This is a genomic window from Staphylococcus equorum (genome assembly GCF_001747895.1).
In the GTDB taxonomy this organism is placed as follows: Bacteria; Bacillota; Bacilli; order Staphylococcales; family Staphylococcaceae; genus Staphylococcus; species Staphylococcus equorum_A.
Genome location: NZ_LNNB01000009.1, coordinates 549,723 through 574,422 on the forward strand (window position 1 = coordinate 549,723; position 24,700 = coordinate 574,422).

Below are 24,700 nucleotides of genomic sequence, written 5' to 3' on the forward strand. Positions count from 1 at the left end.
AAAGGTTGCTTGCATGTCATATTTAAGATATAACAATCAACTGCAATCTACTTTTAAATATGTTTACCTAAGCGTTTGTCTTAACCTCTTTGTTTAGTATGGAAACTATTAAATTTCAGAAATAACTGGAATAATCATCGGACGACGTTTCGTGTTTTCAAATAATAACTTGCTAATTTGATCACGCATACTTTGTTTGATTTCAGACCATTCAATGCGTTTTTCTTGTAGTCCTAGTTCGACGATTTCACGTACTTTTTCTTCAGCTTCATTTAATAAAGCTTCACTTTCTCTAACATAAACGAATCCTCTAGATTGAATTTCTGGTCCAGCTGCAATTCGTCTGTTTTTCGGATCAAGTGTTACGACCGCAATAAAGATACCATCTTCTGCTAATAAATGACGATCTCTCAGAACGATATTTCCTACGTCTCCAACACCAATACCATCGATAAGTACATTACCAAAATTCACTTTTTCATTTAAAATCATTTCGTCACCATCATAGTTAACGACATCACCTTTTTCCACAAGGAAGATTTTCTCAGGTTTTACGCCTGATTCATTCGCTAATTTTGCATGAGCAATTTGCATTTTAAACTCACCATTTACTGGTATAAAGTATTCTGGTTTCATAATATTAATCATCATCTTCAATTCTTCCATGCAACCATGACTTGAAGTGTGTATTTTTTTACTACTAGGTAAGATTTCTGCACCAGCACGCGCTAATTCATTTAGCGTGTTACCAACGATGACTTCCATACTTGCAGAAGCAGTAATTGCTAGGAATACAGAATCCCCTTGTTCAATATTCATTATTTTATGTTTCTTTTGAGCCATCTGACTTAATGCTTCTACTGGTTCGCCTTGCATACCAGTTGCAATAATAATAACTTCATTTTTAGGATAATTTTCAACTTCATTAATTGGAATTAATAAGTCCTTAGAAATATCAAAATAGCCCATCTTTCTAGCGATATTAAATGAACTTTCTAATGAACGGCCTAAGAAAGAAACTTTTCTATTCAATCTCTGAGCCAAATTCAATACTTGCTGAATGCGGATAAAGTTCGATGCGTAACATGAAACAATTAATCTGCCTTTTACTTTAGTAAACGCATCATACATATGTGATTCAATTACATTTTCTGGTGTATTATAACCTGGTTTTTCCGCCTCAGTGGAATCACTGATGAGCGCAAACACGCCTGCTTCGCCTATTTCAGTCATTTTTTTCAAGTCTGGTGCATAATGACCTTGTAGACTTTGATCAAATTTAAATTCGCCAGTATAAACAATTGCACCATATGATGTATGAATACATACGCCTAAACTGTCTGGAATACTGTGCGTTGTATTGAAAAATGTAATGTTTACCCCTTTAAAACGCATAACTGATTCATTATTCACTGTATAATATCTTACTTTTTTATTAATATTACGTGCTTTCATATTTTCTTTAATTAACGCGATTGTCAATTTAGAACCGTACACAGGTGCATCTACTTGTTCTAATACATATGTGACAGCTCCGATAGCGTGTTCATGGCCATGCGTCAAAAATATACCTTTTAATTTATCTTTATTATCAATGACATATTGAATGTCAGGAATTACAATGTCTACACCTAGCATTTCATCTTCTGGGAACATCAGTCCTGCATCTAACATGAACATTTCATCGTCTACTTCAACGACATACATATTTTTCGCAATTTCTCCAACTCCGCCAAGTGGAATTATACGAATATTTTTATTTTTTTTCTTAATTAAACTCAAAATGTTACCTCCTATTTAAATTCCCGTCCATATATAAACTCATAGTATATTATAAGTTAAAATAGGCTTTATGTACACTATTAAAGTAATTACTATAAATAGTTCGGGATTGATATCAATAAATAAACAATTACTTATAAATCTTCAATATTTTCTATGTTTTGTTTTATATTTTCATATTCACGTTTTTACTACAATAGAAACTATGAATTTCCTAAAAATTAAACTTTAGTCTTATTCACTTATGTATTTAATTATTTACGCAATAATTCTGCTAATATTTGCATTTGCATTAAATAAAAAAGAAACCAGTATACTTTGATATGAAAACCGTTTAAAAATAGAACAGGAAACATTCTATCGTAACGCGATTCATATCATTTACTAGTTTCTAATAAAATTCGATTTTTTATTTTATATTAATTTGATAAAAGCACTTTATGAGACGCATTCACGCGACCTTGTTTATCAATTTCTGTTACTTTTATTTTAAATGTATCTCCAATTTTCAATACATCTTCTACTTTATCAATACGTTCATTTGCAATTTGTGAAATATGAACTAAAGCATCTTTACCAGGGAATAATTCAACAAATGCACCGTATTTTTCAATACGTTTTACTTTGCCTTCATAAACTTGGCCAACTTCAGCTTCACGCGTAATGTCTTCTATGATACTACGTGCTTCGGCGATTGCATCTTTATCAACAGCACCTATAAAGATTGTACCATCTTGTTCAATATCAAGTTTCACACCTGTTTGATCAATGATTTCATTAATTTTCTTACCGCCAGGTCCAATAACATCTCTGATTTTTTCAGGTTTGATTGTCATCGTAACGACTTTAGGTGCAAACGCACTTAACTCACCGCGTGTTGTATCAATTGTTTGTAGCATATGATCTAAAATAGCTAAACGACCTTCACGTGCTTGGTCTAAAGCTTCTCTAATAATCTCTTTTGTTAGACCATCAATTTTAATATCCATTTGTATTGCAGTGATGCCTTCAGACGTACCGGCTACTTTAAAGTCCATATCACCTAAAGCATCTTCCATACCTTGAATATCCGTTAAAATAGTGTAACTATCATCACGTGTTACTAACCCCATAGCAATACCGGCTACTGGTGCTTTAATAGGAACACCTGCATCCATTAAGGCTAACGTAGAACCACAAATTGACGCTTGTGAAGATGAACCATTTGATTCTAATACCTCACTCACTATTCTTACAGTATAAGGGAAGTCTTTAGTATCTGGAATAACATGACTCAATGCACGCTCACCTAAAGCACCGTGACCAATTTCACGACGTCCTGGAGAACGAACTGGACCTGTTTCACCAACTGAATAGTTAGGGAAGTTGTAATGGTGCATGAAACGTTTTTGTTGTTCCTCACCAAGGCCATCAAGAATTTGATATTCGCTCATTGAACCTAATGTTAACACAGATAGTGCTTGTGTTTGACCTCGTGTAAATAAGCCAGAGCCGTGTACGCGTGGTAACACACCAACTTCTGATTCTAGTGGACGAATTTCATCTGATTTACGGCCATCAGGTCTGATTTTTTCTTCAGCGATTAATCTTCTTACTTCTTCTTTTACTAAACTATTTAAAATGCCATGCACATCTTTAATTAGTGCAGCGTTATTAACATCTTCTTCATCAATAAATTCTGAAACGACTTTTTCTTTTAATGTGTCAAGATTGATATCACGTTGCTGTTTATCAAACGTTAATACAGCTTCTTTCAAACCATTGGCTTCAGTAAGCTGTTTCACTTTTTCTGCAAGCGTTTCGTCTTGTTCAACAGGTGTGAATGGTGTTTTCACTGGTTGGATGTGATCCACGATTTCTTGTTGGAAATTAACTAAACGTTGTATTTCATTATGACCAAAGAAGATTCCCTCAAGCATTTCACTTTCAGTAATTTCACTTGCGCCTGCTTCAACCATATTTACAGCATCTTTGTGACCAGCAACTTCTAAATCAAGACGCGACACTTCTTTCTGTGCAACAGTTGGGTTAATTACGTATTCGCCATCAACATAGCCTACGTTGACACCAGCAATAGGTCCTTGGAATGGAATGTCTGAGACACTAAGTGCCATAGATGAACCTATCATCGCTGCCATTTCTGGAGAACAATCAGGATCAGCACTTAATACGGTATTCATGATTTGTACATCATGCTTATATCCTTTAGGGAAAAGCGGACGAATTGGTCTGTCGATTAAGCGCGCAGTTAATGTTGCTTCGTCGCTTGGACGTCCCTCACGTTTTTTGAATCCACCAGGAATTTTACCTGCTGCATACATTTTTTCTTCATAATTTACCATTAATGGGAAAAAGTCAACATCGCGTGGTTCTTTTGAAGCTACTGCAGTAGATAATACTACTGTATCACCATAACGAACTAGCACGGCACCATTAGCTTGTTTAGCAAGTTGCCCTGTTTCAATCGTTAATGATCTATTTGCCCATTCAGTTTTAAAAACTTTTTTCTCTTGAGACATTACGAATCTCCTCTCATATATCTATTAGTTACATCATATCATTTCTTAGAAAAATTTTATATTAGTATATTACTTTTTAAATAATATGCTTTCTAGATTATAAAAAAGGGAAAGGACCCTGAAGGTTCTTTCCCTTTCAATATCCATCTTAAAATTAACGACGGATACCTAATGATTTAATTAATTCACGGTAACGTTGTACATCTTTGTCACGTAAATAGTTAAGTAAATGTCTACGACGACCTACCATTTTTAATAGTCCACGACGTGAATGGTGGTCTTTCGTGTGTTGACGTAAATGTTCGTTTAATGTAGTGATTTCTTCAGTTAACACAGCGATTTGTACTTCTGGAGATCCAGTATCCGCTTCGTGTGTACGATATTCTTTAATTAGTTCATTTTTACGTTCTTGTGAAATTGCCATAGTCAATTTCCTCCTTTAATTTTTATGCGCCTTTAACCGAGCGAACCGTTGGAGACTCGGACTGCCAAGATAAAGGTGCCTTAAATGTGTAAAACACATTCGACTTAAATATTATATGATATTTCGTCTCCAAAATCAACTGATAATAAGTATTTCGCTTTTTCTTTATCTTTATTCATTTGTTCTACTAAAGGATCTATCCCATCAAATTTAATTTCTGGTCTTAAATAATGATGCCAAAATACAGTGACACGCTCGCCATAAATATTTTCATTAAAATCAAATAAATTCACTTCTATGACTACTTGAGCTTTAGAAGGATCATGAAATGTTGGTTTCACACCAACATTAGCCACACCTCGATAGACCTTTTTATTCGCCCCAATTTCCATACTTACCGCGTAAACACCATTTTTAGGCAACACATAATCACCGCTAGGTTGAACATTTGCTGTTGGAAATCCAATGGTTCTTCCACGTTTTTCACCTTGCACAACTGTCCCTTTAATACGATAGAGATAATCTAATTCTTCATTAGCCTTTTGCAAGTCACCTGTTTTAAGCGATTTTCTAATTTCAGTAGTTGAAATTTTTTCAGATTCTATTTCTTGCTTACTTACCACTGTCGTATTAAATTCAGTCATTTCATTTAATATCATCATATTACCTTTACCAAATTTACCAAATGTAAAATCAAAACCAGCTACTACTTCTTTAACATTATTTTTTATAATATACTCTTCTATGAAAGTTTCAGCGGGTACATTAGCAAATTTTGAAGAAAAGTTAATAACAATACAATAATCTATGCCATAGGACTCTAATATTTCAACTTTATCTTGTATTGGTGTTAAATAATCGGTACGTTTACGTTCAGGATTTAGAACTACCGAAGGATGAGGATCAAACGTCATCACAGCTTTTTTTAAATTGGATGATTTTGCTTTTTGCTCTAAAATATCAAATACTTTCGCGTGTCCCTTATGCATGCCATCAAAAAAACCAAAAGCCATGGCAACGTCTTCTGTTATATATTGATCTTCTTGAATTGGATGAGCTACTTCTATCACTTTCATGCGTATTTCTCCTTTAGTTAAATACCTTCTTAGGCTTAATTTCGTCAATTTTTTCAGGATGTGGCGCATAAATTGCTAAGACTTTATTGTCTGTAACATCTACCAATGCCACTATCGTATCTATTGTTTCTGTGAATTCATTTTTATAGAATTTTTGGCCATTTAAAATTTTGCTTTTTACTACTGCATCTGAAACCAAAATTTGTTTTAAACCTTTTAATCCATATTCTATAGGAAATAACTTTTCTTGTAACGCGTCATGCTCATGTAATGCTGCAACGTCATTTAGTGTAAGACTTTCATCTACATCAAATCCACCACTTTGAATTCTAGTTAATTTTGACATATGGGCTGGATGTCCTAAGGCTTTCCCAATATCTGTCGCTAATGTTCTGATGTATGTTCCTTTGCCACATTCAACCAAAATTTCGAAATGACAACTGTTATCTTCAAAGCGTAGTTCGGATGTACGGTTAATATGCATAATATTAACTTGTCGTTCTGGTCTTTCTACTACTTCGTTATTCCTCGCATATTCATATAGTTTTTTACCATTCACTTTTACTGATGAGTACATCGGTGGTATTTGAGTAATCGTTCCTTCAAATTGATTCAATATTTTGTCAATATCTTGAACTGTAATTTCATCTTGCGCAATAGTTGTTCGCTCAAGAATTTCACCGGTTTGATCCTCAGTAGTTGTACTACTTCCAAGTGTAACAGTCGCTTTATAAGATTTTCCCATATCCATAATGTAATCACTGACTTTAGTTGCACCACCAATACATATAGGTAAAACGCCTGATACTTCTGGGTCTAAAGTGCCAGTATGTCCAACTTTTTTTGTTTTTAAAATTTTCCTCAATTTAAATACTACATCGTGGCTTGTTAAACCACGTTCTTTATACACAGGCAAAATACCGTTATACATCTTTACGCCACCTTTAATGCTCTTTTTTTACATTACTCTCATATTAACATGACTTAGCTTACTTTGTGTTATGTAAAAAAGCTGAAACATAAAATCTAAAGAGATTTTGTTCCAGCTTGGTATAATAATTAATCTTTTTTGTGCAAATCTTGAATCATTCTTTCAATTTTATTTCCGTAATCAATTGATTCATCATATTCAAAATTCAATTCAGGAATAATTCGTAATCTCATTCTTGAACCTAGTTCAGATTTAATAAAACCTTTTGCCTTTTCTAACCCTTTAAAAGTATCTTCTTTTTGTTTTTCATTACCTAATACTGTTAAATAGATTGTTGCAATTGATAAATCATTTGTTAATTGCACATCGGTAATCGTTAAAAATCCGATTCTTGGGTCTTTGACTTTGTTATTAGCGATATCCATAATTTCTTGCTTCATCTGTTCGCCAACACGTTCAGCTCTCATATTCATTATATTCACCTCACACGATTTATTTGTCCGGGAAATGTTTCCTTACTTAAAGATTATATGACAGTTCATTTCATAACGTCAAACAAATTTATTATTTCAGTTGGTTATATTTTTAAAAGTTTCGTTCGAGTCCTGTACACTTTATATTGTACGTTATTAACAAAAAATAAACATTTTATGACAGTTAGGCATTATTTTAATTCCTAACTGTTAAGTTATGAAACATTTTTTCATTAATAGTCAATAAAATCTATTTTAAATTGCTCAAGTGTTTAATATTATGCCCAACTGTTATTTTAAGAAGATTTTTTGACATACAAACACCTAACCCACGTTTATAAATGTTTTTTATAAAGTTTTACGCATTATATAAATTGTAATGTTATACTGTAAACCAACTTAATAATTAAGTTTATTTATTTTAGGAGTTGTGAATGATTGGAAAAACCAGAAAGACTTTTATATATTTATACCCGCTTTTTAAACGGAAAGAAACTCAATAAAGAAGAACTCGCACAGCAGCTTAACGTCAATGTTCGTTCAATTCAGCGAGATTTTAGTGATATTAACAGTTTTTTATATGAAGATAATGAATGGCATGGTATTGATGGAGAAATAATATACGATAATAACTTTGAAAAACATTGTTTAAGAATCAACCAATATAAATTTAAAAATAATAGATTACTTAACTTGTTATTTAGATTGAAAAATTTTACACCGATAATACATGAAGACACTTATAATCTTATTAGAGGGCTTAATGCAAACTCTAATTTTGCTGAAAAAATCCTGTCTAACAAACTCTTAAGCCAGTTCAAGGTGACGCGTGAGATGAGCAAAACCACGTTAATTTTCAGACTCCAAATGGCCATTGAAAATAATAATTTTGTTGCAATACATATAACTAATAATTTGACTATAAAAGTAATACCTATATATACTAGATATTTTTCTAACAAATACTGGTTTACTTATTTGTATCAAGGGAAGATACAAATATTAAATTTGTCTTCAATTATAAATATCGATCAACTTAATGAAGTGTTTGATAAAAGTATTTTTTCAGATATTCAGTCTGTAAAGTTACTCATTAAAGATCCTCTGTGGTCAGAAATACAAAGACAGTTCATTATTATAGACAGAACTGAAAGTGATCATGGGACTAACGCACATATTATTATTTCAAAAAAAGAAAGCATACAAATTGCATATGACTATCCACAATATATTACAATTATAGAACCTCAACATTATGTAGATGAATTCAAAGCACATATCCAGACTTTGTTTAAAAACTATTACATTTAAAATTAGCCTATACTCAACTTAGATATCTTCTATGCTGAATATAGGCTCTTTTATAATTAATATTTCAGTGTTGATGCTCTACATTTTTTTGCATTGCGCTAATTTTTCTATAAAAATCTGAATTACCTTTTTCTCGCTTTTCTTTTTGTTCTTTATTCCAGTTGTAATATTCTATTTTACTCAATTCTTGTTTTTTTCTTAAACGTATTTTGTGTTCTTGGTAACTTAACACATTGCATAAAGTAACATGGCGGTTTTGTTTTGAAGCAAGTACGAATAAATGATCTATTAGGTAGTCACATATTGAACTATGAGCAAAATTCTTCAAAATCGAAATATATAATTCTTCCTCACTAACAAGATAAATGCGATGCTTATCATCGTTTAAAAGTTTCAACAACAAATCAAAACTCATTCTCTGAGAAGGTAATCCATGTTTAAATGTTAAAAAATCTTTTGGTATTCCTGCAGTATGCCCCGATTGATAAGGGAAAAAATTAAGTACCATAACTCTGTTTGGATCAATATTAAAACGTTTTAGAGTCGAAGAAGCGTTATATAAATATTTCATAAACCATCTATGTTTATCTATATAGGGTAAAAACAGTTTCTCACCATTAAATGTTAATCTACCTTGTATATCCAATAATATTCTTTGCCGATAATCTATTACTACAGATTCTGGTATATCAGGTTCGTACATTTTAAAATCGTTTTCTGGCTGCTTTTTTAATATAACAATATCAGCTAAATCAGGGTTCCCAAAATATGGTCTAGCTATAGCAGGATTTATTTCTGCATTTTCAAATAAAATTCTTTGTCTATTTTTATCAATAATTACTTTTCCGTTTGCAAAATCTATCATTTTTTTAAATCTAGGTATTTCAGCAAAGTTATTCCCAAAATGCTCTTTAAAATATGCTAAATCTTGTGGATGTAAAAACGCTGTCGTATCATCATTTTTTATAATTTGTTCTAAAGTATTTTGATCATAAATAGAGTTATATTGCTTCAAATATTCTTGCCAAAATTCATTGATCTCCCTTAAATATTCACTCATCATTTATAACCTCCTATTTCATTTAATTGTAATTAAGTACATAGACAGCTAGTGTCAGTAAAATAGTTATCCCAAAATTTCACTATAATATTTTGACTTATTCGCAACCAAATAAATACATATGATTTATAAAACATATGCTACCCTTTTTAATATTTAATTATTGTGAAAACTGTTTGGTTAAAGCGTTTTATAATTTGATTTTTAAAGTAAGCTACATCATTACGAGGGGTTAAAATTTTTTTCTAATTGAAGTTGTAATATTAAGTTATATTATATTTTAATACATAAACTAAATCGCTAGTTTGTTATGTAATAATATCATTATACTTATATATTTCACTTTTGGATAGCACTTTAATATTAATAATTATATTAAAAAATACAGCCATAGCATCTTTTCCAGATAAAAAGCCTCCAATAATTTGTATGCTTAAGAAAGACTACATACTAATTCCTATAAAGGCATTTGATTTATTTTTATATAGAAAATCATTGTTCAAATTCAGTTATATATTTTCACTTAAAATATGACAATACTTTGAGCCAACTCTTGCGACAAAGCACTAGCCAAAAACTACAGGTTGAAGCTGTGCCTGCTGAAATCGTGCATAAAAAAATGCCAACAAAGTCAGAGACTTTGTTGACACTCTGAAAGCCTCTAAATTATTGGAGGTTTTCTATCATTAAATTGGATTCATCTCCAATTATTTATCTTTTTATTTCGACCATTTCAAAAGCTTCAATAATGTCGCCTTCTTTTAAGTCATTGTATTTCTCAACTGTGATACCACATTCGTAGCCTTTAGCAACTTCTTTAGCATCATCTTTAAAACGTTTTAGAGTGTCTAATTCGCCCTCAAATTGCACAATATTATCTCTGATGACACGAACGCCAGCGTTACGCGTGATTTTACCATCAATAACATAACTACCTGCGATTGTACCAACTTTAGAAACTTTGAATGTTTGACGAACTTCTGCTTGTCCAATTATTTGTTCTTCGAATTCTGGATCTAGCATACCTTTCATCGCGAATTCAATTTCTTCTATAACACTATAAATAACACGGTGTAGACGCATATCAACGCCTTCAGTCTCAGCAGCACGTTTCGCACCTGTATCAGGACGCACGTTAAAGCCAATAATAATACCATTTGAAGCGTTAGCTAATGTAACGTCAGATTCGTTAATTGCACCCACAGCAGTGTGAATGATACGTACATTGACGCCTTCAACGTCTATCTTCATTAGAGATGCAGCAAGTGCTTCTACTGAACCTTGCACGTCACCTTTAATAATAACATTTAAGTCTTTCATTTCACCTTGTTTCATTTGTTCAAACAAGTTATCTAATGAAACGCTCTTACTTTCATGACGTTGTTGAATTACGTTCGCTTCATGACGAGATTCACCAATACGTCTTGCTTGTTTTTCATCTTTGAAAACCACAAATCGATCGCCTGCTTTTGGCACATCATGAATACCAGTAATTTCAACTGGTGTAGATGGTCCTGCAGTTTTAATACGTTGGCCTAGGTCATTGACCATAGCACGAATTCTACCATACGTATTTCCAACTACTAAAGAATCACCAACGTTAAGTGTACCATTTTGTACTAATAATGAGGCTGATGGACCACGTGATTTATCTAATTCAGCTTCGATTACTGTACCGACAGCTTTTTTACTTGGATTAGCTTTTAATTCTTGTACTTCAGAAGTAAGTACAATCATTTCTATTAAATCATCAATGCCATCTCCACTTAATGCTGAGAGTGGAACAAAGATTGTATCGCCGCCCCAGTCCTCAGGAACTAAACCATATTCAGTTAGTTCTTGCATTACACGATCTGGATTTGATGTTGGTTTATCAATTTTGTTAACAGCAACAATTGTAGGTACATTTGCTTCTTTAGCATGATTGATTGCTTCAATTGTTTGAGGCATAACACCATCATCTGCTGCTACAACTAAAACAGTTATATCCGTCACTTGTGCACCACGCGCACGCATTGTTGTAAACGCTGCGTGACCTGGAGTATCTAAGAACGTAATTTTTTTACCGTCATTTTCAATTTGGTAAGCACCGATATGTTGTGTAATACCACCAGCTTCTGCAGCTGTTACTTTTGTATGACGAATAGAATCTAGTAACGTTGTTTTACCATGGTCAACGTGCCCCATGATTGTAACAACCGCTGGACGTTCAACAGCATCTTCATCTTCAGTTTCATCATCGAAGTAAATTGATAAATCTTCTTCATCAATAACAATTTCTTTTTCAGCTTCAACGCCGTAATCATCAACGATTAACTCAAGTGTTTCTTCATCTAATGATTGATTAATATTAGCCATAATACCAAGTAAGAATAACTTTTTAACAATACCTGAAGACTCTACGTTTAATTTCTCAGCAAGTTCACCTACTGTAATACCTTCTTGATAAGTGATTTTTTCTGGAATTTCTTTAGGTTCTTCTTGTTTCATTTGTTTTGCTTTTTTATTATTCTTTTTGTTGTTTTTGTTATTCGGTTTATTATTGTTTGATTTATTATTTTGGTTACCTTTGTTATTTTGATTATTCTTGTTGTTTTGGTTACCTTTATTATTTGATGATTGTTGCTTGTTTTGAGCAGTTTTTTGTTGTTTTTTCTCTGCTTCTTTTGCTTTTTCAGGTTTGTAAATTTTATCTAATGCGTGGATTTGATTATCTTCTAACGTTTGCATATGACTTGTTACCTCAACGTCCATCTTTTGCAATTCGTCGATAATATCTCTACTCTTTAATTTTAAATCTTTAGCGTATTCGTAAATTCTTTGTTTACTCATATAGTCACTCCTTACGATATTCATCAATCATTGACAATAACTTTTTAGCAAAGCCTTGATCAGTGATTCCAATGTTTACACGTTCTGCTTTACCTAAAGCCTGTCCTAATTCAGCTCTCGTTCCAAATATGCGTAATGATATATGGTAACTTTCACATTTGTTCTGCATCACTTTCATTGTGTTGTCAGAAGCATCTGTTGCAATGATTACGAGCTTTAATTTATTGTTCTTCAAATCATTTATAATGACTGATTCGCCTGTTTTCACTTTTCCTGCACGCATTGCTAATCCTAAAAAATTCACGATTTTTTCTTTTGTCATTTAGGTATCTCTTCACGATAGATAAGACGTATAATCTCTTTATAAACAGGCTCTAACGTTTCAGCATTAGATTTGAAATATCTTTCTAATGTTTCCTTTTGTTGTGCTTCTTCTACTAATTTAACATTTTTAGATACATAAGCGCCACGGCCTTGTTGTTTGCCAGTTGCATCAGCAAAAATTTGTCCGTCTTTATTAATTACAACTCTAATCATGTCATTCTTAGGGTACATTTCATTTGAAAGTATACATTTACGCATTGGAATTTTTTTCTTTTTCATAAAGTTATCACTCCAAGTTATTTTTCAGCGTCTTCTTCTTCAGTTACTGTTTCAGAAACTTCATTGACTGTTTCTTCCAAATCAACATTTTCTTCGTCAACAACATCATTAAGTTGATCTTCTGTATCTTCAACATCTACCGGATAGACACCTGCTTCTCTAGCATCTGTTTCTGATTTAATATCAATTTTCCAACCAGTTAATTTAGCAGCTAAACGGGCATTTTGTCCACGTTTACCTATAGCTAATGATAATTGATAATCTGGCACTACAACTACGGTTGATTGGTTTTCTTCATCAACAATAACTTGTAATACTTGTGATGGGCTTAAAGCATTTTTTACAAACACTTTAGGATCTTCATCCCATTGCACAATATCAATTTTCTCTCCGCCAAGTTCTTCAACAACAGCTTCAACACGACTACCTTTAGAACCTACACAAGCACCTACTGCATCGATGTCATGGTTGTCTGAGTGTACACTGATTTTTGAGCGATCGCCAGCTTCTCGAGCTACAGATTTAACTACAACTGTACCGTCAAAGATTTCTGGTACTTCTTGTTCAAATAAACGTTTTAATAAACCTGGATGGCTTCTTGAAACGTATATTTGTGGTCCTTTTGTAGTTTGTTCAACTTTGTTCACATACACTCTTATTCTTTCGTTAGGAATGTAGCTTTCATTTGGACTTCTTTCTGCTTCAGACAATACAGCTTCAGTACGCCCTAAGTTTACATATACATAACGATGATCTACTCTGTCAATAAGACCAGTAACAATATCATCTTCTTTGTCGATGAATTCATCATAAAGTATTTCACGTTCAGCATCACGTAAACGTTGCATAACAGCTTGCTTAGCTGCTTGCGCACCTACACGTCCAAAATCACTTGGTGTTACGTCTTCTTCGTAAATATCACCAATTTCATATGCTGGGTTTTTTACTAGTGCCGTACTTAAATCGATTTCTTCTCTGTTATCAAATGATTCTTCAACCACTTCTTTACGTGCGATAACATTGAATGTACCTTCATCCATATTTAATTCAACACGAACGTTTCTTGCACTTTCATAATTCTTTTTATAAGCAGTAATTAACGCCGCTTCTATAGCATCAATTAATACTTCTCTAGGAATTTTCTTTTCTTTTTCTAAGTACTCAGTAGCTAATAATAATTCATTACTTGACACGATTTATCATCCTCCTCGTCACGTTATATAATTACTGCATGACGTGCTTTAGCGATTTTACTTCTTGGTATTTCAACTTGTTTTGTTCTTGACTTATCTTTGACTTCCATAACTATTGTTTCATCATCAACTGATTGCAATATACCTAACCATTCTTTTGCGCCTTCGATTGGAGCATATAAAGAAACAAATACGGGTTTAGTCACAGCGTTGTGATAATCTTTTTCTTTTTTAATTGGTCTTTCAGCACCAGGTGAGGCAACATCTAAATAATACATCTGTTCGATAGGATCTTCTGAGTCCATTACTTCACTGATTTTTTCAGAAGCAAGCGCACAATCATTTAAATCTACGCCACCTTCTTTATCGATAGATACTCTTAAAAAATGATCGTTTCCTTCTTTTGTAAACTCAACTTCTACTAATTCAAAATTTAAGTCGTCAAGGACAGGTTGAATTATTGCTTCAACTTGCTCAGTTATTTTACTCATGCTGACCTCCTGTTTTGGCAAATAGAAAAGAGCGGGTATTATGCCCACTCTTTCTGCCTGAGTCTAATTTTTTAAGCACTGTTATTATATCATATGTTTATTTGGTAGACAAATAACTATATTTGTAAAAAGCCTATAATGACAAGTTAATTCATGCTTTTTGTTTTTTATTAAGTCTTTTCGTTCATTACATATCGAATATTGATAATTGCGCTTTATCAGGTAAATTAGGTAAAGAGCCTAATTCATCTAAGTATTCTATTACTTTTTGTGATAAACCAGCCTTTTTATTTAAATCTTCTTTAGATAAAAATGGGCCTTCTTCTCGAGCTTCTACAATTCTTTGCGCAACATTTTCACCTAAACCTGGAACAGATATAAATGGTGGAATCAATGTATCGCCTTCAATAATAAACTCAAATGATTTACTTTTTTCTAAACTAATTGGCTGCATACGAAAACCACGCTGTGCCATTTCATTCATTATTTCAAGCACTGTTAAAGTATCTTTTTCTTTTTTAGCTAAATCCATATAACGTGAATACATATCATTAACAGTATTACGAATACTTTCTTTATCTTTAATCATTGTAATTAAATCAAAGTCAGATGCACGTACTGTGAAATAACTTGCATAATAATATAGTGGATAATGTACTTTAAAGTAAGCAATTCTTACCGCCATTAACACATAAGCTGCGGCATGGGCTTTAGGGAACATGTATTTTATTTTTCTACATGAATCTAAATACCAATCAGGTACTTCATTGTCTACCATTGCTTCAACCATATCGTCAGTCAATCCTTTACCTTTACGCACAAATTCCATTGTCTTAAAGGCAAGTGACGGCTCTAAACCGTTATACATTAAATAAACCATAATATCATCACGACAACAGATTACACTCGCTAAATCACATTTACCTGAACGTATTAAATCTTGAGCGTTCCCTAACCATACATCTGTACCATGTGATAATCCTGATATTCTAACAAGCTCTGAAAATGTTGTTGGTTTCGTATCTTCTAACATTTGTCTAACAAAGCCAGTACCAAATTCTGGTACACCAAACGTGCCAGTTTTACATAAAATTTCCTCTTGTGTGACACCTAAAGGTTCAGGTGAACTAAAGATGCCCATTGTTTCTTTATCATCCACTGGAATTGTTTTAGGATCTATTCCTGATAAGTCTTGTAACATACGAATCATTGTTGGATCATCGTGTCCAAGGATATCTAACTTCAGAACGTTATCATGAATGGAGTGGAAATCAAAATGCGTTGTCATCCAAGATGAAGACTGATCGTCCGCTGGGAACTGTACAGGTGTAAAATCATATATATCCATATAATCAGGTACAACAATAATCCCACCTGGATGTTGTCCAGATGTACGTTTAACGCCTGTACAACCTTTAACAAGTCTGTCTACTTCTGCACCACGTTTATGGATACCTTGGTCATTTAAATACCCCTTCACATAACCAAAAGCTGTTTTCTCTGCGACTGTACCAATTGTTCCAGCACGGAATACTTTATCATCACCAAATAATTCTTTTGTATAATTATGTGCATTCGGTTGATATTCTCCACTAAAGTTCAAGTCAATATCTGGTACTTTATCGCCTTTAAAGCCTAAGAATGTTTCGAAAGGAATATCTTGACCTTCTTTAATAAGGACGCTACCACAAGTTTCACATTTTTTATCTGGCAAATCAAAACCAGAGCCAACAGAGCCATCATCAAAGAATTCACTCGTTTTACATTTCGGACAAATGTAATGTGGTGGTAATGGATTAACTTCTGTGATTTCTGTCATGGTTGCTACAAAACTTGAACCTACAGAACCACGTGAACCAACGAGATATCCATCATTTAAAGACTTTTTAACAAGCCGTTGTGAAATAAGGTATATAACAGAGAAACCATTACCTATAATACTTTCTAATTCTTTTTCAAGACGATCAATTACAATTTGTGGTAAATCTTCACCATAGAGGTCTTTCGCATTAGAATAGCTCATTTCTCGAATTTCTTCATTTGCGCCTTCCATTCTCGGTGTATATAGCTCATCTTTGATTGGAACAACGCGCTCTATACGATCTGCTAGCTCATTTGTATTCTTAATGACAAGTTCATAGGCTTTTTCTTCACCCAAGAAGTGCAGTTCATCTAACATTTCGTCTGTAGTTCTAAAATGCGCCTTTGGCAATGTAGAACGGTTTAATGGATTACCAGGTTGTGCAGCAATCAATATTTTACGCGCAATCGAATCATGTTCATTCAAATAGTGTGCATTGCCTGTAGCTATGACTGGAATATCGTTGACTTCACCCGCACGGATTAAACGATTATATATTTCATGTAATGTTTCATTATCACGTATCAGTTCTCTATCAATTAGGCCTTGATATAAAGCAGGCGGTTGAATTTCAATGAAATCATAGTATTGAGCTATACGTTCAACTTGAGACTGGTCTTTTTGCATTACTGCAGTAAATACTTCTCCTTCGTCACATGCAGAACCAACGAGAATACCTTCACGATATTCATCTAATAGTGAACGTGGAATTCTAGGTGTTCGATAATAATATTGAACTAAGGACGCACTTACAATCTTGAATAAGTTTTTAAGACCCTGTTGATTTTGAACAATAAGCGTGACGTGGTTCGGACGTGCACGTTTGTAAGCATCTTCGTTTGATAATGATGTATTAATATCTTGGTGATTATGAACACCGAGTTCTTCTAATTGTTTAAGCATTTTAATAAACATATAAGCCGTTGCTTCCGTATCGTAAATCGCTCTATGGTGTTGAGTTAACTCTACACCGTACTTTTTGGCTAAGAAATTCAGTCCATGTTTACCGTATTCAGTATTGATTGTTCTTGATAATTCAAGTGTATCTATTACAGCGTTTGTAGACGCGCCAATACCAACATGTTCATATCCTGTATCAATAAAGCCCATATCAAAGGATGCGTTATGTGCCACGAAAATAGCGTCCCCTACCCATGCTTTAAACTCAGTAAGAACTTCTTCAATTTCTGGTGCATCAACTAACATATCATCCGTGATATGTGTCAAATTAATAATAACGTCGGATAAACGTTCATGTGGGTTACTAAAACGTTCAAACTTATCAATGATTTCTCCGTCTTTAACTTTGACTGCAGCGAGCTCGATAATTTTATCATATTGATTAGATAAACCAGTCGTCTCAACGTCAAATACAACGTATGTTGCTGTTTTCAAATCACGATCCAAAGGTTTGTATGCAATAGGAACACCATCGTCAACTAACATACCTTCCATTCCGTAAATCATTTTAATACCATTTTTTTCAGCTGCCGCATGGGCGTCTGGAAAGGCTTGAACACCATTATGGTCAGTCACTGCAATGGCTTTATGACCCCACTTTGCTGCTTGATCTACGTACGATGAAATATTAGGTATGCCATCCATTTGACTCATTGCCGTATGCAAATGGAATTCTACTCGTTTTTCTTCAGATTTATCTTGTTTCGTAGCTTTTTTAATTTCTTCAATATCTGACATCATCATCACTAAATCACGAACAAATGAATCTTCTTCTATGCGTCCTTGTGCGCGAACCCATTTACCGACGCTCAATGCCTTAAAGTTATCTAAATCATCTTTATTTTTACGAGTGAACATTTTTAATACGAGCGAATCTGTATAGTCAGTTACCTTCAACTCTACAATGTGTCGCCCACTCTTCAACTCTTTTAAGTTAATATCAAAAATAACGCCTTCAACTGCTACTTTGAATTCTTCTTCAATAATTGAATCTATCGGTTTAATATTATCAATTTGGATTGGTTTACCTATTTGACACTTAGTTACCGAACTTTCATTATTATCTTGTTGTTTTGCCTTCTCGGCTTTCATTTTTTCTAATTTTTCAGTAGCTTCACGTGCACTCTTTTCATCTTCTTCTTGAATATGAGCTTCTAATGATGCTAAGTCATCTTCGTTGCCCACACTATCCGTTTCAAAAACTATCTTACTAATATCGAATCCACACTGTTGAAAAGCTTTAACTAAGCTACCATTACAGGCTTTATCAAAATGGTCTCTCTCGATATCATTTTGACAAGTTACTTTCAGTACATCCCCCGACATAATTAAGCGTTTTTGCTTTAATTGTCCTTTTACTTTAGGTGAAAGTTTTGTTTGGTCGATACAATGATTAAAATACTTTATCGCATATTCATCTTGGTTTGATTTATTATTTATCGTAATATTACATTCTACATTTGCAATTGATTTAAACTCTTCTGTAATTGCACCTGTAAAAAGCAAATAATCTTCTATTGATAGAAAGTGTGGTAATGTGATTTGAAACACCCATGTACGATCTGTTGTCTTAACATCCACACGCGTTAGTTCACTTTGCTCCAAAATTTCTGGTTCCAAATGGTTTGTTATTTTAATTTGGTCAGCTAGGATTTTAAATTTTTCCTGATTTGTCATTGCCATGACGATAACCACCTTACTATTAATTACACTGCTTTACTTGTATATGCTTACTTACATTAAATGACGGTGTATGTATTATTATTCCATTCTCTATATTATAACGGATATGTGTGAAATTCTAATAGTTAAACTTAATAACTTATATTCATATTTTTGTGAATAACAAATGGGAGCGGAACAGAAATCAAACTTTAAAATTTGATTTCGTATTCCCGCCCCCTCTTTAAAATTTTGAAACAAACACATTTAGAAATCAGACAACTATTGTGCTTTCTCTAATTTACAGTCACTAATATAGTATGCCGTATTTATGTGCCAGCCTCATGATTTTGTATAAGTAACATCTACCAATTCACTTTATATATTATAACAAATTATTCTGGTTTTCACTTTTTAATTATATATTTGTATATAATTCATTTACATAATTAATTAAATTATCAATATGCACATCTTCACTGTCACCAGTATCGCGGCGTTTAACTTCTACAATACCTTCTGTAGCATTTTTGCCTACGACGATACGTATTGGTAGACCGATTAAATCAGCATCATTAAATTTCACACCAGCACGTTCTTTACGGTCATCATAAAGCACATCATAATTTTCTTTTAATTGCGTATATAATTGATCCGCTAATTCACGTTGATCATCTTTTTTAGGATTGATTGTGATTAAATGTAATTCAAATGGTGTGACTGATTTTGGCCAAATAATACCATTTTCGTCGTTATTCTGTTCAACGATTGCACTTAAAGTTCTTGAAATACCAATGCCATAACATCCCATTAATAATGGTTGCGCTCTACCTTGGTCATTTAAGAACGTGGCGTTCATTGATTCAGAATATTTTGTTCCAAGTTTAAAGACTTGGCCTACTTCAATACCTTCTGCAAAGTGCGCTTTGTCTGAGCTATCTGCTAATAATTCACCTTCTAAAATAAATCTGAAATCTCCATAGGCTTCTACTTCAAAGTCACGACCTACATTTGCGTTTAACAAGTGATACCCATCTTCATTCGCACCAACGATGATATTATTCAAATCTTGAATGAAATTATCTGCATAAATTTTAATGTCTTTATCAAAAACTGGACCCAGTGAACCCGGTTTTGCACCTAAAATATTAATAATTTCATCTTCAGTTGCTAACTCCACATTGTCGGTACCAAAATAAGCTTTTAATTTAATATCGTTAATTTCATGGTGACCACGAATTAATACTAATATAAATTCACCATCGACATTAAATATCATAGATTTAGTAATTTCGTCTAATGGTTTATTTAAAAATGTCGCAAGCTCTTGTGCTGTATGCACATTTGGCGTTTCAATTTTTGTTAACGGTTGTGCATCTTCATGTTTTTTATTAGGATGGTAAACCACTTCAGCTTTTTCTATATTTGCAGCGTAATCACTTTGCTCACTGTACACAATCGTGTCTTCACCGATTTCGCTTAACGCCATAAACTCATGTGTATGACTACCACCGATTGCACCTGAATCAGCAACAACAGGTCTCGCGTTAATGCCTACACGGTTAAAGATGCGACCATATGCATGGTACATATCTTCATACGCTTCATCTAGTGATGCTTCATCAGCATGAAAAGAATAAGCATCTTTCATTATAAATTCTCTACCACGTAATAGACCGAAACGTGGGCGCTTTTCATCTCTAAATTTAGATTGTATTTGGAAAAGCGTCATTGGCAGTTGTTTATATGATTTCAATTCATCACGGACAATTGAAGTCACAACCTCTTCATGTGTTGGACCAAGCGCAAATTGGCGGCCATTACGGTCTTGCAAACGCATAAGTTCTGGACCATATGCACTCCAACGTCCTGATTCTTCCCATAATTCTGATGGTTGTAATGCTGGCATTAATATCTCAACGGCATCAATACGCTCCATCTCTTCACGTACGATGGCTTCAATATTATTTAATACTCTCGCAGCAATTGGTAAGTAACTGTAAATCCCACTTGTGCTTTGTTTGATTAAACCTGCTTTTAATAATAGTCGATGGCTTAATGCCTCAGCACCAGCTGGCACTTCTTTCATAGTTGGTATAAATACTTTTGATTGTTTCATTTAAATGCTTCTCTCCCTCTTATAAGAAATAACGCTGAATATCGTTCCAAGTCACTAATACCATAACGATTAATACAAATACGGCACCAATGGCGATAATTGTAGTTTCTGCTTTTTTATTTACTGGTTTTCTAAAGATTGCTTCATAAATTACAAATAAAATTCGTCCACCATCTAACGCTGGTACTGGTAGTAAATTCATTAATCCTAAGTTAACACTTAGCAAAGCAGTCCATGAAATCAAGTTAATTATACCAGTTTTAACGACAGAGTCGACAGTATGATATATACCTACTGGACCATTCAACATATCAAATGAGAATTCTCCAGTGAAAATACTCGCGATCATACTTACAATTGCAGTGAAAATAATTTTACCTGCACTAAGTGTTTGTTCCACACCCGCTGCAATTGGTTTGAAAATAGTGTGTTCAGTCGTTGCACTATAACCTAATAAATATTTTGTTTCTGAGTGTGTTTTCGTTACTTTTTGTTCAATTTTTTTAGGCTTAATATCAAATGTTTGTTTGTTGCCATCACGTTCGACGACTAATTTTGTCTTATTATCTTTTATATCTTTTACTGCTTTATCGATATCATCTTTACCATCAATATTATGATTTCCTACTTTAACAATCGTATCTCCAGATTTAAGACCTGCCTGTTCAGCAGGTGAATCTTTAACAACTTCATCAACTGAATTTGTTGCTGTACCTTGATAATATGCTAGACCAATAAATAATACTAATGTAAGTAAGAAATTAAACAGTGGTCCTGCGAATAAAGTTAAGAATTTTTGATAAGGTTTTTTATACGTGAATTGACGATCTCTAGGTGCAATTTGAATTAAACTACCATTCTCTACAAAGTATGATTTCTTAGCTATTGCATAGCGTTGTCTTTCTTGATCATATGATGTTACACCTTCAATGAATAAGCCATCTTTAAAATCACATTGTTTTACTTCTATTGCTTCAATTTGTTGAAATTTGTGTTGATCATCTAAAATGATGTGCGTAATTTCATCTTTGTCATTTAATTTTATTTTCACATGCATACCTGGTTGAACTGGTGGTTCTTCTAAACCATCACCAGCCATGCGTACATAACCTCCGACAGGTAATAATCTAATCGTATATAATGTTTCATTTTTTCTGAAACTAAATATTTTAGGTCCCATACCAATTGCAAATTCCGGACACATAATGCCTGCGCGTTTTGCAAAAAACATATGTCCGTACTCATGAACTGTGACAAGGACACCAAAAACGATTATAAATGAAATAATTGTTACTAGAAAACTCACTTTGCTACACCTCATATTTTCGAAATAAATTGTTTGCTCATACTATATATTAATTCATACGATTCATTTTCTTATGACTACTTGCTTACTTTAGATTATAAAAGTATAACACAACAATGCTGAGTGACACACGTAACTTTAATATGTCTTCAAGTCATTCACTTACATTATACTTATCATTTTGCAGTCGTAATTACACAAAGTATTTTTGCTTGTGAAAAGGAGTTAAGAAATAAAATAACTGTATTGCAGTTATTTTATTTCATTAACTCCTTATTTTTGTTTATATAATTGTATAGTATCACTTTGAATCTATAGTTAAGCTTGTATTAACAAGATGTTTAATAGTGGCAATACAAACATAAAACTGTCAAAGCGATCTAAAATACCGCCATGGCCAGGCAAAATACGACCAGAGTCTTTTACACCAAAATGACGTTTGAAACCTGACTCAACAAGGTCACCAAGTTGTCCAAACATACTTAAAACAATCGTAACAATTAATAATATCCATGTTGCAATATTAAAGTCTACAAACATAATCATAACAAGTGGAATAATTAAACTACAAATCAATCCGCCAACAAAACCTTCTATTGTTTTATTAGGACTAATCACAGGCCATAATTTATGTTTGCCCATTAAGCGTCCAAAAATATATGCCCCTGTATCTGTTGACCATACGATTAGAAATGCAAATAGTATGTAGTGTAAGCCTTCAGACCTTGTTTCATAAAGATACATAAACCCAATACCAACATACGCAATCGTCATTAAACAAAATGCAGCGTCCATAAAACTAAATCTATTTTTAGAAAGCACTGTATAACTTAATAAAATAAAACTCATTGCTATTAAAGACTTTAATTGTAAATCATTAACCCAGTTACCGGCGCCTTGAGGTAACATAATAATTAAAATTCCTAGCGCACTTATGATACCTGGTACCGATAAAAACTTAATCATATTCATATTAAGCAATTCTTTTAATGCTATGAACGCTAATAAATACGAAAACAGCATTAATATAACTCCGCCCTTCAGTAAGACCGGGAGGAAAATGATAAGCGCTATGATTGCCGTCAAAGTTCTAACTTTCATACTATTCTCCTAACTACTTATAATCCCCCAAAACGCCTTTGACGAGATTGATAAATTTTAATACAGTTTATTAATTCTTCTTTATCAAAATCTGGCCATAATTTTTCATTGAATAAAAATTCACTGTAAGATACTTGCCAGATTAGGAAATTACTAATACGTTGCTCTCCTGATGTTCTAATCAAAAGGTCCGGGTCAGGGTAGCAATGAGTCATTAAATGGTCATTAATCATTTCTTCAGTGATTGCTTCACTTGTTAAACCTTCAGCAGTCAATTTGTCGTAAATTGATTTCACACTGTGAACAATTTCGGCTCGTCCGCCATAATTTATAGCAAAGACCAATTTTAAGCCCGTATTATGCTTTGTTTCTTCTTTTGCTTTATCTATCGCTTTAAGTGTAGATGTTGGTAAATGCTCAATAAAACCAATCGTCTCTACTTTAACATTATTTTCTATCAACTCTGGTAGAAATGTTCTTAAAAAGTTAACTGGCAAGTTCATGATGTAATTCACTTCATTTTTAGGTCTTGTCCAATTTTCTGTAGAGAAAGTATACAATGTTAAATATTTAATTCCTAAATCACTAGCTGCTTTAGTGATTTTTTTAACAGTTTGCATACCTTGGTAGTGGCCTTTTATTCTAGGCAATTTTCTTTGTTTAGCCCAACGACCATTACCATCCATAATTATAGCAACATGTTCGGGTATATTATGTACTTCCAAATCTATATCGGATTGCTTATACTGATTTTCTTTCTTCTTTTTTAACTTTTTAAACATGGTATTTCCTCCGAGCTTGATCATCTCTGTTTATTATAATTAGATTCTAGATGCAATTATCTACCATTTTATCATAATAGATAGATGCATTGAATAAACAAATAAAAAAACTGTACCAAAGTCTGATTTGATACAGTTCAGATAAATATATGATATACCTCTGCTTCAAGCTCTAACTATAAGTAATTATATACCTTAATGAGTGAATAGAAGT

At 33.1% G+C, this 24,700-nt stretch carries 18 protein-coding genes; 1 reads left to right on the forward strand and 17 read right to left on the reverse strand.

The features are described 5' to 3' along the window. Positions 1-108: 108 nt before the first annotated feature. From rnjB to rbfA, 6 genes are all read right to left on the reverse strand, one after another. A complete protein-coding gene (rnjB, locus tag AST02_RS04590) occupies positions 109-1,782 on the reverse strand; it encodes a ribonuclease J2 (protein ID WP_069816002.1) in 1,674 nt (557 codons plus the stop codon). Between the two features lie 419 nt (positions 1,783-2,201). After that, entirely contained in the window at positions 2,202-4,301 is a 2,100-nt protein-coding gene (gene pnp, locus AST02_RS04595; protein ID WP_069816004.1) for a polyribonucleotide nucleotidyltransferase, read from the reverse strand. Between the two features lie 154 nt (positions 4,302-4,455). Continuing rightward, entirely contained in the window at positions 4,456-4,725 is a 270-nt protein-coding gene (rpsO, locus tag AST02_RS04600) for a 30S ribosomal protein S15 (protein WP_021338745.1), read from the reverse strand. Positions 4,726-4,829: 104 nt separating this feature from the next. Beyond that, on the reverse strand, positions 4,830-5,801 hold the full coding sequence (ribF, locus tag AST02_RS04605) for a riboflavin biosynthesis protein RibF (protein WP_069816006.1): 972 nt from the start codon (positions 5,799-5,801) through the stop codon (positions 4,830-4,832). A gap of 13 nt (positions 5,802-5,814) precedes the next feature. Further along, complete coding sequence (gene truB, locus AST02_RS04610) at positions 5,815-6,732, reverse strand: tRNA pseudouridine(55) synthase TruB (protein WP_069816008.1); 918 nt, start codon at positions 6,730-6,732, stop codon at positions 5,815-5,817. Between the two features lie 128 nt (positions 6,733-6,860). Then, complete coding sequence (gene rbfA / locus AST02_RS04615) at positions 6,861-7,208, reverse strand: 30S ribosome-binding factor RbfA (protein ID WP_031265894.1); 348 nt, start codon at positions 7,206-7,208, stop codon at positions 6,861-6,863. A 435-nt stretch (positions 7,209-7,643) separates the two neighbouring features. On the opposite strand from rbfA, the gene AST02_RS04620 reads away from it, so the two are divergent. Beyond that, positions 7,644-8,516: an HTH domain-containing protein gene (locus AST02_RS04620; protein ID WP_069816010.1), complete on the forward strand. Its 873-nt coding sequence runs from the start codon at positions 7,644-7,646 to the stop codon at positions 8,514-8,516. Between the two features lie 64 nt (positions 8,517-8,580). Here AST02_RS04620 and AST02_RS04625 read toward each other — a convergent pair whose 3' ends face one another. The 11 genes from AST02_RS04625 to AST02_RS04675 all read right to left on the reverse strand — a co-directional run bounded on the left by AST02_RS04625 (position 8,581) and on the right by AST02_RS04675 (position 24,486). Beyond that, positions 8,581-9,579 carry a hypothetical protein gene (locus tag AST02_RS04625; protein ID WP_069816012.1) on the reverse strand — a complete coding sequence of 333 codons (999 nt, stop codon included), beginning with the start codon at positions 9,577-9,579 and terminating at the stop codon, positions 8,581-8,583. 708 nt (positions 9,580-10,287) lie between these two features. Continuing rightward, on the reverse strand, positions 10,288-12,408 hold the full coding sequence (gene infB / locus AST02_RS04630; protein ID WP_069816014.1) for a translation initiation factor IF-2: 2,121 nt from the start codon (positions 12,406-12,408) through the stop codon (positions 10,288-10,290). 4 nt (positions 12,409-12,412) lie between these two features. Next, positions 12,413-12,730 carry a L7Ae/L30e/S12e/Gadd45 family ribosomal protein gene (locus AST02_RS04635; RefSeq protein WP_002507846.1) on the reverse strand — a complete coding sequence of 106 codons (318 nt, stop codon included), beginning with the start codon at positions 12,728-12,730 and terminating at the stop codon, positions 12,413-12,415. Then, on the reverse strand, positions 12,727-13,011 hold the full coding sequence (rnpM, locus tag AST02_RS04640; RefSeq protein ID WP_069816016.1) for an RNase P modulator RnpM: 285 nt from the start codon (positions 13,009-13,011) through the stop codon (positions 12,727-12,729). The genes AST02_RS04635 and rnpM overlap by 4 nt, the downstream gene beginning before the upstream one ends. Positions 13,012-13,028: 17 nt before the next feature. Continuing rightward, the gene (gene nusA / locus AST02_RS04645; protein ID WP_069816018.1) at positions 13,029-14,204 is read right to left on the reverse strand and encodes a transcription termination factor NusA; all 1,176 of its coding nucleotides are present in this window, start codon (positions 14,202-14,204) and stop codon (positions 13,029-13,031) included. Between the two features lie 23 nt (positions 14,205-14,227). Further along, the gene (gene rimP, locus AST02_RS04650; RefSeq protein ID WP_069816020.1) at positions 14,228-14,695 is read right to left on the reverse strand and encodes a ribosome maturation factor RimP; all 468 of its coding nucleotides are present in this window, start codon (positions 14,693-14,695) and stop codon (positions 14,228-14,230) included. Positions 14,696-14,882: 187 nt separating this feature from the next. Beyond that, entirely contained in the window at positions 14,883-19,199 is a 4,317-nt protein-coding gene (locus tag AST02_RS04655; RefSeq protein WP_069816022.1) for a PolC-type DNA polymerase III, read from the reverse strand. A gap of 397 nt (positions 19,200-19,596) precedes the next feature. Then, positions 19,597-21,297, reverse strand: a complete 1,701-nt coding sequence (locus tag AST02_RS04660; RefSeq protein ID WP_069816024.1) for a proline--tRNA ligase — start codon at positions 21,295-21,297, stop codon at positions 19,597-19,599. 19 nt (positions 21,298-21,316) lie between these two features. Then, complete coding sequence (rseP, locus tag AST02_RS04665) at positions 21,317-22,603, reverse strand: RIP metalloprotease RseP (protein WP_069816026.1); 1,287 nt, start codon at positions 22,601-22,603, stop codon at positions 21,317-21,319. 318 nt (positions 22,604-22,921) lie between these two features. Beyond that, the gene (locus AST02_RS04670; RefSeq protein ID WP_069816029.1) at positions 22,922-23,704 is read right to left on the reverse strand and encodes a phosphatidate cytidylyltransferase; all 783 of its coding nucleotides are present in this window, start codon (positions 23,702-23,704) and stop codon (positions 22,922-22,924) included. A 17-nt stretch (positions 23,705-23,721) separates the two neighbouring features. After that, the gene (locus tag AST02_RS04675; RefSeq protein ID WP_069816031.1) at positions 23,722-24,486 is read right to left on the reverse strand and encodes an isoprenyl transferase; all 765 of its coding nucleotides are present in this window, start codon (positions 24,484-24,486) and stop codon (positions 23,722-23,724) included. Positions 24,487-24,700: the final 214 nt, after the last annotated feature.